Raw genomic sequence first — 8882 nt, 5'->3', positions numbered from 1 at the left:
GTTCTTATTCACGGGTAGACCTTTTGATACTCACACCGGCCTGCAAAACAACCTTAACCGCTGGTACGATCCTGCGGTCGGCCGCTGGCTGAGCGAGGACCCGATTGGCTTTGCGGGTGGCGATTCGAATTTGTATCGGTATGTCGGCAATGCACCAGCGAGTGTCTCAGATCCGACCGCGTTAGCCTGCTGGATAACGTACGAGTGCCATTTATTGGAGGAATGGAAAAGTCCAAAAACCGGTAACGTATATTGCAAGTATTCCTGCCGCGACGTCGCTCGGCGCACCCGGCCCGGGGGCATTTTTCACTGCAAGTGCCCACCTCTTGATTCGATTCCGGATGGTGGTATCAGCGGCATCTACTGGAAAGCCGCGTCGCGCGGATGGCTGCCCTGGTCAAGGCCTTTTTGCCCGGGACGCATCGTGACTGGTGATGCGTTCGATTTTACGCCTGAACGAGAGCGCCTCTTCCCGATTGTCGATTTTAAGGAATGTGTCAGCCAATGCGGGAATGTGGAGAGGGCCAAGAAGCTGTGTGACCTAATCAAGGAGCCGACCGCTCGGACGGCGTGCAAGGCGGCAATGCAAGCAGGAGCTGCTGCCTGTGAGGCTTATTGCCACAATTTCCAAAAACCCATTGGGTCCGTGAGTGGACTCTAATGAATAACCGCTCATGTCTGGATAGTGTTGGCAGACGAGTATGACGACTTGCTACGCCTTACGCAAAAACTGTAGCGTGCTTGCTAGCGCCGGCCTTACTGCTATCGCGGTCGTGGGGGTTGTCAAATTTCTTGGTGGAAGCATCGCTTACGTGGTCATGGTATTGTTGTTGACTCTCGCCGTTTTCCTCGGAAGATTTTGGCTGGGCCGATTCATGGGCAGCCTGCCAGCAGTGCTGGTAATGTCTACGATTGCCGGAGTCCTTCTCTCCGCTCCAATGATTGTCTACACGTATCAGAGCTGGTTCTTACTCAGAATATTCTACTCGGCGATCCGGCTACTGGCGGACATGTTGATTGGGATAGGGTTTTGGCTCGTCGTGGGCCTCCTGATATATTTATTTTCGCGGGGGTGTGCAGCCGTGCTGAGCTTAGGGGGCTGGTTTTTCAAGCTCCCCTTCTTACATGTTGAGGAGAGCGATTCGAGATTGAGAAAGGACAAGTGGCGGGCTGCGCTCTTTCTCGCTGCAATCGTTGTCGCTGGCGCGGCGTGGCGCCCTCTAGACGTTTATGTATGCACGGTCGCCGCTAAGCATTACCATCTTCGACTGATGGAACCCGGGCCTCCACCTTCGCCCCTTGAGAGGTGGGCTCTCATGTTGCAATACGGCTATGATTCCAGCATTGGGGGTTATTGGTGCCCACCGCAGGGCTTTTTATACTTTTCCGAGGACTGCCGGGAGCGTCTTGTCCGATGGGGAGCGTTAGTTCACCGAACTTTCGAATTTCAACACGTTAGGATGGATTCGTGCGGCGCGAAGATCGTTCGCGCCGCGTTTCAGGCGTTTCCTGACAACGTACATATCTCGAGCTCGAACTGGGTGCGTGGGGAGCCTTTGATTTTGGAGGTCTGGGCTCCGCCCGACGAGATACCAAAGTGGGAGCAGTTCGTGCGGGAACACGATGTGCCGTGTGATACGGAGGAGGGAGGGCCAGGTCCGCACGGGGATTGACGCACGACGCGTACTTGCGCTGGCGCCTCGAGACATCGGCGTAAATGAGAAGAAGAGGGAATCCATGGCGAGCCGAGGTCAGCGGCCTGTGCTTCGGGCGATACCGACCTCACCCAATACACCTGGGACCACCGCAACCGGCTGGTCAAGGTGGAGCACCGGGCAAGCTACGCCGCGGCCGTGGACAACGTGGTGGAGTACTTCTAGGACTACTAGAACCGCTGGGTCCGCAAGGCGCTGGATAGCGATGGCGATGGCCACCTGGACGGCCGGCGGATTTTCATCTATGACGGCAGCCAGATGGTGATGGACTTCCGGCGGGCCAATTCGCAGGACATGCAGATCGGCCACCTCCGCGAGCGTTACCTGTGGGGCCCGGCCGTGGACCAGATATTGGCTGAAGAAGCAGTCAACGGCGGTGCCGATGAGACGGTGCAGTGGACCTTGACCGATCATCTGAACACCGTCCGCGACATCGCGAAGTACGACTCGCAAACGGATACGACCACCGTGGTCAACCACCCGGTCTATGACGCCTTCGGCAGGGTGACGTCGGAGAGCAACCCGGCGGTGGATTCTCTGTTCCTCTTCACCGCCCGGCCGTTCGATGCCGAGACGAAGCAGGTAGAACATTTACCGCAAAAAGGCTTCGGCCAGCAATCAACTCCAAAAAACCTCAACCGCTGGTACGATGCTTCCGTCGGCCGCTAAATAACCGGCTAACTGATGCGACGTTTCCGCCTGCGGTGTTGGATCGAGCCGTCGATCTGATCGAGTTGTTGCTTCGGCGGTGACACGGCGCCTGTCCCACCGCCGTTCCGAGGAGCTGAGGCAGTTCAGGATGGTCCCACGCTCGCGTAGAATCAACCAGCTTGGGTTCACGGCAGGCCGCACAAAGCGATCGGGGGTTTACAGCCTCGGTGATCGACGACGGCTAACCCGCAGGCAGGCAGTTCGAAGCCCTCTGGCTTGTTATGCATTTGCCGAACGGGACGTGAACTCCGTAACCGATTGAAACTTCTGGACTTACGACATCGACTCTCGCGCGAGTGGTTGCATAGAGAGTTGTGCACGGGGAGCTTTGCGTCGGTCATCGAACCAGACTGACCTACAGGGTAACCGAAAACGCCGAGGCGAGAATGGCCCCGGCGTTTTTCTATATCTCGTCTTCGCAAAAGGATTTGTGACGATTCGGCCACCAGCCGAGAATTCGGGCACCCCAAGCCGACAGCGCCCAAAATCCAGGGTTGCGTTCGTGCCTTCCAAAAAATCGCCCTTGAACTTTCTGGCTCTCCCTTCAACGCCCCCCTCTGGGGTAACAGCTAGGTTCGCCTCGGAATGCCGGACGTAAACGTCTACGAATACGAACCAAAGTTGCAGATGATCCTCCAATGCGGAGCGACGTTTCCGTAAAGCTTGACTCAAACTTTTTCTGCGGTACACTGGGCAGCCTAAGCTCCGGTTAACAAAGGGGAGAGATCGATGCCAGGCAATAACCGGCAACGAACCGTCGGACGCCGCTCTTTTCTCAGACGTATCGGCTTGACGGCGATGGCGTTGCCCGCGGGCCGTCTACTGGCTGATGACTCGGCTACTGTTGCCACGTCGAGCGACTGGGTGGAGCAATACAATCTCGCTCGGCTCGGGGCTCTAAAGACCAAACCGTCGCGGGAGATCGCCAAGTCGCGGATCGGCGTCGGCATGGAGTGCCTCGACCGCCGGATGTTTCTGCCGGAAAAGACCTATGGGCCGCTTGCCGAGTTGGGCGTGAAATGGGCACGCCTGCAAACCGGATGGTCGCGTTGCGAGAGGAAGGAAGGCGAGTACGACTTCCAGTGGCTCGACGACGTGGTCGATCATGTAATCGATGCCGGGGTCCAACCGTGGTTCAACGTCGGCTACGGCAACCGACTCTACAGCCCTGACGCGCCGCATGAATCGGCTGTCGGCCAGGTCCCGATCTACGGTGGTGAACGCGGCATTAATGGGTGGAAGAACTTCCTCCGGGCGCTCGCCGAACGATACAAGGACCGGGTCGAATATTGGGAGATCTGGAACGAGCCGAACATCCCGGCGTTCTGGCACCCGAAACACAAGCCGTCCCCTGTGGAGTACACGAAACTCGTTGCGATCAGTGCCGAAGCCATTCGCGAACGCCATCCCGGAGCGAAGATCGTCGCCTGCAGCTCGGGCATCCCGAGCGCATTCATCAAGGGCTGCCTTCAAGCCGGAATGGGGCCATTGATTCAGGCGTTTTCCATCCATCCGTACCGTCGCGAGATGATCCCGGAGATGGACTACGCCCTGTCGGTCAGCCGGGTGAAGGAACTTTTTCGAGTGTCGGCTCCCCACGTGAGACTCTGGCAGGGCGAATGTGGGGCCCCGTCGCGGAACACTGGTCACCACGACGCGTCGTGGATGGACCTCTGGAATATGAACGAGATGAACCAGGCGAAATGGCTGGTTCGCCGGCTGATGCTCGACGTCTATCTAGACATGGACGTTGCCCAGTATTTCCACCTCTGTGATCTGATGGAGTCAACCTACCGGCAGGCCAGCGGGGAAGCCAGACCGCCCGTCATGCTCGGGCTGCTCAATGGGAAGACCTACACACCCAAGCGGTCTTACCACGCCATGCAGCACATCGCGACGCTCTTCGATGCCCAGACCCGACCTGAACCGGGCGGGTACTGTGCCATGTCGCCCCGCAAGAGCACAGATACGTTGCGCGAACCGTTCATGATGCTCTTCCGCCGCCGCGACACTCCGATGCTGGCCTACTACCAGGCCGTCAACGTCCAAGACGACTCACCCGCAGTCCCGGTCGATGTCACCCTCTACTGCGATTCCCAACGGCGAACCGCTGAGCAGATTCTGCCCGACCCCGTACTGGTCGATCCGATCACTGGGGAGATTTACAAAGTGTCTGCAATGCAGGGCGTCCGCCAGCCAGGCGAATACCGCGCTAAGTTCCGATTCCGCAACCTGCCCTGCCTCGATTACCCGTTGATAATCACCAGCAAGTCGTCCACACTTTGAAACGTCAGAACGGGGCTGGGCCGAGCATATGCAGAGCGCCATAGCGCAAGGAGTGGTCCCGGATTGCCTGCGGGAAAGCCTGCGCATGTGGATCACCCGCAATGTCGTTCAATTTGGCAGTCCGCGTGCCAGCGGCGACGACTGCCATGAAACGATCGAGACGCAACTTGCCTACTGTTCCGCCGCCGGACTGACCGGCGCACGGATCCTGTGGCAGCGTGACCTCTGGGCCATACTTTTCGCGCAGAAGGTACTTGACCTGAGCGAACCAGGATCAATGGCGAACCGACGGAGAGCACAATGATGTGATGGAACACATCATTGTGCCTCACTGATGTACAGCGGCACGATGATGTCTTTCCAGGATGCGTAGTTGTCGGGGGCAGGACGTGGGGGGCAGTCGGTACGCATCAGACGCTTCGTCACGCCGCCGATCGTCTCTTCCACAATCGTCTCGAACTTGTTTGGGCCGTTGGTGCAACCGACGAAGCAGAGACTCGATTCGACGTTTCGCAGGATCGGGATTTCGGGCGAGAAATTGCTGCCGTGTTCATTGCACACACCGCCCAAAATTTCCAGGCGTCCGCCGCCTATCACTTGAAAATTGGTCATAGGCCCTTCGACCTTGTAGCCAAACACCCACATATCCGATCGATTGCATGTGAAATTTGGACCCTGTTTCCACTCCGTGTTCATGAAGCGGACCCAAAACCGGCCGTTGATGAACGCTCGCTCGTTCTTGCCCATGCCGTTGCCGTTGTTAATGAATACTTTTACGCCGGGTCGATTCGTCTGATTGAAGTAACTACATCGAACATGACTAAGCACAAGTGGTCTGAAGGCCTGATGACGGATGTCAGTCCGCGACGACGTGCCCAGGTCCTCGATCAGCAGTGGCTGTGGTGAATCCTCAGCGACCAACAATGGCCCATTGACCGAGCCGTAGAATGCCATGACGCGCACGACGCTGGCCGGAATCTTGACTGGCGTTGACAATCGGTAGACCGCTTTGGGGAAGTAGACGACCGGCTTGCCCGAGTTCATCGCGGCCTGTACGGCGGCGGAATCGTCTGTGTGCCCATCGCCTTTGGCGCCGTAGGCATCGACGTTTGCCCACTTGGAGAAATCGGTTTCCCAGGCAAATTGCGGTGTTTCTTCGATCGGCAGGTTCAACGACCGTTTGGGTTGATCCTGGCGCAGACTCAGAATCGGACCGTTGACGAACTCGTCGACACTTAAGCCTGTGACAGCCGTTTTCCCTGCATTGCGAATCGCAGCACCGTAGCCGGGCGTTGCCACGTTGCGAACGAACAGCGTTCCCTGGCGCACATCGATCGCCGGCAACTGCCTGTTGCGGCCCTCGAGCAAGCTGTCGAGCAGAACAGCCTGCGCGGCCGGCGAACTTGTCCCAGCGGGTCGATCCCCGCCGGCCAGATCGAACGCTTTGTCGTCCAGCAGATCAAACAGATCGGCCGCGACCCGCATCTGGTGGCCGAGACGGCTGGCCAGGTGACCGGGGAGCTGGCCAGGCAGGCTGCGGAACTGGCCGCCGAACGCGACCGAATCCACCGGGAGTTGGCCGAGGATCATCGCCGATTGCGCCAGTTGGTTGCCACGGCAACCGACCGCACACCGGCAGCAGAGCGGCTGGCCGAGCTGCACGAGCGAATCGCCTCGGCCGAGCGGCGGCTGGCCCTGGTTCAAAAGCAGCTCGAGCAGGCAAGCGGCCGCCTGATCGACGAAGAGGCGGTCGCCCGGGCGCTGGAAAGATTCGATCCGGTCTGGGAGTCGCTCAGCCGGTATGAGCAGGCGCGCCTGCTACGGCTGTTGATCGAAAGGATCGACTACGACGGCCGCAAGGGAGCGATCTGGATCACCTTCCACGCCAGCGGAATCAAGACGCTGGCCGACGGCAATTTTCCCGGAGATGCCCCATGACGCAGAAGATCCGGCTGCACGCTACGGTTCACTTCCGCTGTGGTCGCAACGGGCGGAAGTATCTAAAGCTCGGCCAGGCCCCAAGGGTAAAGACTCCCCAAGGCCGGGTGCCCCGCGCTGCGCGGCTGATGGCCCTGGCCATTCACTTCGATCGGCTCATCCGCGAGGGGGTGATCAAGGACCAGGCCGAGCTTGCTCGCGTCGGGCACGTCAGCCGCGCGCGGGTCACACAGATCATGAACCTGCTGTGCCTGGCCCCGGACATCCAGGAAGAGCTGTTGTTCCTGCCCCGTGTGGAGCAAGGCCGGGACCCGATCACCGAAGCGGCACCTGCGCCGGTTGACCGCCGTGGCCGATTGGCACGAGCAGCGGCGGCTGTGGGAAGCGTTGAAACGGGATTTGCAGGTTGCCCCGCCGCCGCGGTAGTGGCGGCCATCTGCCGCACGGCATTGGTGGTTTCTCATCAACCCTGCCGGTCGATAGTTGCCCCGCCGCCGGTGTGATCTGAAGGCTGTTGCCCGAAGAAACTCGTTGCGCTGTCTTGACGGATCTGTGGGCAGGTGTATGATGGCGGATACTGTACGCACGTACACATACTGCCAGCCTCACTTGCACCAGCGAAAGGGTATGACCATGGCCAAGCATCGTGGGTTCAACGCCGATCGGTTTCTCGACAAGTTCCAGCGGTTCGAGCAGCTGCTGCGGGACTTTGTGCGTCTGTGGGAGGGGCGTGTGGACCTTGAGCCGGCCACCCTTGACGTTCCGGCAATGAAACGATGGCTCGTCGAGGGCACAGGGCAGGCGAAGGACGAACTGGTCGAGGCTCTCTACCAGGTCTACGATCTGTGCACTGCGCGGGGCCACGAGGACCTGATTGCGGCCATCGCCGAGGAGCCGTCTTACGCCCCGGACCCTGACGGCCGGTTGCCCGTGGAGTGCCTGGCCCTGAAGGTTCGCACCGAGCGTGAGGACGTGTTCTTTCTGGCCTACGACCGCTACAGCCTCTGGCGGGCCGAACGGTTTTCGATCTACAAGGGGTTTGCCCCGCGGCCCATCCGGGACCTTCGCGCTGCGGCGCGGTCCTTTCAGGAGAAGCTGGCTGCGGTGTTCAAGGATCACAAGCACAGTGACCGCGTGCTGCTGCGCTGGTACGAAGAGGGCAGTTACGTCAATTTCATCGTTTACCACGAGAAACGCACGCGTGCGACACTGGTGTTCCGGGGATCGAAGGGCCGGCTGAAAGTGGAACCACACATCTACCGGCCCGCGCGGCAAGACTTCATCAGCTACAACGCCGAGACAGGGCAAGTGGAGATTGAGGCGGGGTACGAAAGTGAGGAGGCGAAGCTGCGGCGGTGCTTTGCGGAAGCGTGTCTGGGAGAGGCCGAGTTCTTCGAGCACCCCGAGGCTGCCCAGCGGCTGTGGCTTGGGGTGCTGGCGGAACCGTATTTCGAGCCGGTGTGTCCTGAGGCTGTGAGAGCGTCCCTGGTGGAACTGCAATTCGCATTGGCCCAAAGCCATGGGCCCGTTTTCACGGTGCGGTCGAAGGATGTCCTACGGACGCTCGAGCTCAATGGCTTGCGCAGGAAGCTTGTTCCCGAGCTGATCACCCGCGCGGCGTTCAAGATTACTTTTCCCGACGACCGGCGGGGCAAGCGGGTGGAAATCTCAGGGCCGAACAAGGTCAAGTTCAATCGCACCACGCATGCCGAGGAGGTGTTCGCTCTACTTGCCGATTGGGGGATACTCGTGGATGAGCAGGTCGCTGTTGAGTCTTGTGCTGTCTCGAGTGAACCGGTTCCCGTCGCCGATCATCCGGCAGGTGGAAATGGCCGCTTTTCCCACCTGGCAGCAAGCGGAACTGGTACACTGCGGCGTCCTCGTTAAGGAGCCGTTGCCCGAGCAGATTCCGCACCCTCGGTTTCCCCACTCGGGGCGCCGGGCGGCTGTTCGCAAGACGGCCAGGGGCTTTTTCGCCGTGGCCGGCGAGGACAGCAGCGAGTACTTCGAGCCGATTCCCGTAAGTGAGCAGCAGTTGCTCGAGTTTCGCGTCTCGGTTGCGAAGCTCGTGGAGCTGATCGCGAAACAGGCCGGTATCGAATCCTCCACGGTCCCGCAGGAAGCGGGGCTGGTTGCCATGGGGCAGAAGCACCTGGCAGGGTACGGCACCGTGGAGGTTTACCTGGCCGTGGCACTCGGCTGCGCGGAGCAGTTGGCCTTGCACTGCCTGGC

Annotated in this window: 10 protein-coding genes; 9 read left to right on the top strand and 1 reads right to left on the bottom strand. The window is 59.7% G+C overall.

Translation table 11 applies throughout. The annotated features are described in order from the left end of the window. From H5U08_RS19825 to H5U08_RS05230, 5 genes are all read left to right on the top strand, one after another. A partial coding sequence (locus tag H5U08_RS19825) for an RHS repeat-associated core domain-containing protein (protein ID WP_366494086.1) occupies nucleotides 1–661 on the top strand: 661 nt, incomplete at its 5' end. Nucleotides 662–701: 40 nt separating this feature from the next. Next, nucleotides 702–1673, top strand: coding sequence for a hypothetical protein (locus tag H5U08_RS05245; RefSeq protein ID WP_297030987.1), 972 nt, complete (start codon nucleotides 702–704; stop codon nucleotides 1671–1673). A gap of 300 nt (nucleotides 1674–1973) precedes the next feature. Next, nucleotides 1974–2384, top strand: a complete 411-nt coding sequence (locus H5U08_RS05240; protein WP_297030985.1) for a hypothetical protein — start codon at nucleotides 1974–1976, stop codon at nucleotides 2382–2384. A gap of 771 nt (nucleotides 2385–3155) precedes the next feature. Then, the gene (locus H5U08_RS05235; protein ID WP_297030983.1) at nucleotides 3156–4712 is read left to right on the top strand and encodes a beta-galactosidase; all 1557 of its coding nucleotides are present in this window, start codon (nucleotides 3156–3158) and stop codon (nucleotides 4710–4712) included. 85 nt (nucleotides 4713–4797) lie between these two features. Next, nucleotides 4798–5016, top strand: a complete 219-nt coding sequence (locus tag H5U08_RS05230; RefSeq protein ID WP_297030981.1) for a hypothetical protein — start codon at nucleotides 4798–4800, stop codon at nucleotides 5014–5016. A gap of 14 nt (nucleotides 5017–5030) precedes the next feature. Here H5U08_RS05230 and H5U08_RS05225 read toward each other — a convergent pair whose 3' ends face one another. Next, a complete protein-coding gene (locus H5U08_RS05225; protein ID WP_297030979.1) occupies nucleotides 5031–6302 on the bottom strand; it encodes a glycosyl hydrolase family 28-related protein in 1272 nt (423 codons plus the stop codon). Here H5U08_RS05225 and H5U08_RS05220 point away from each other — a divergent pair. The 4 genes from H5U08_RS05220 to H5U08_RS05205 form a co-directional block, all read left to right on the top strand. Continuing rightward, nucleotides 6288–6650: a hypothetical protein gene (locus H5U08_RS05220; RefSeq protein WP_297030977.1), complete on the top strand. Its 363-nt coding sequence runs from the start codon at nucleotides 6288–6290 to the stop codon at nucleotides 6648–6650. The genes H5U08_RS05225 and H5U08_RS05220 overlap by 15 nt on opposite strands. Then, nucleotides 6647–7153, top strand: a complete 507-nt coding sequence (locus H5U08_RS05215; RefSeq protein ID WP_297030976.1) for a hypothetical protein — start codon at nucleotides 6647–6649, stop codon at nucleotides 7151–7153. Before H5U08_RS05220 ends, H5U08_RS05215 begins: the two co-directional genes overlap by 4 nt. A gap of 130 nt (nucleotides 7154–7283) precedes the next feature. After that, nucleotides 7284–8537: a hypothetical protein gene (locus H5U08_RS05210; RefSeq protein WP_297030974.1), complete on the top strand. Its 1254-nt coding sequence runs from the start codon at nucleotides 7284–7286 to the stop codon at nucleotides 8535–8537. Then, nucleotides 8479–8882 (top strand): hypothetical protein (locus H5U08_RS05205; protein ID WP_297030973.1); only part of this gene is annotated, 404 nt, incomplete at its 3' end. The genes H5U08_RS05210 and H5U08_RS05205, both read left to right, overlap by 59 nt.

The organism is Thermogutta sp. (assembly GCF_014359955.1).
Classification (GTDB): domain Bacteria; phylum Planctomycetota; class Planctomycetia; order Pirellulales; family Thermoguttaceae; genus Thermogutta.
This window is presented reverse-complemented; position numbering and strand designations above follow the sequence as displayed.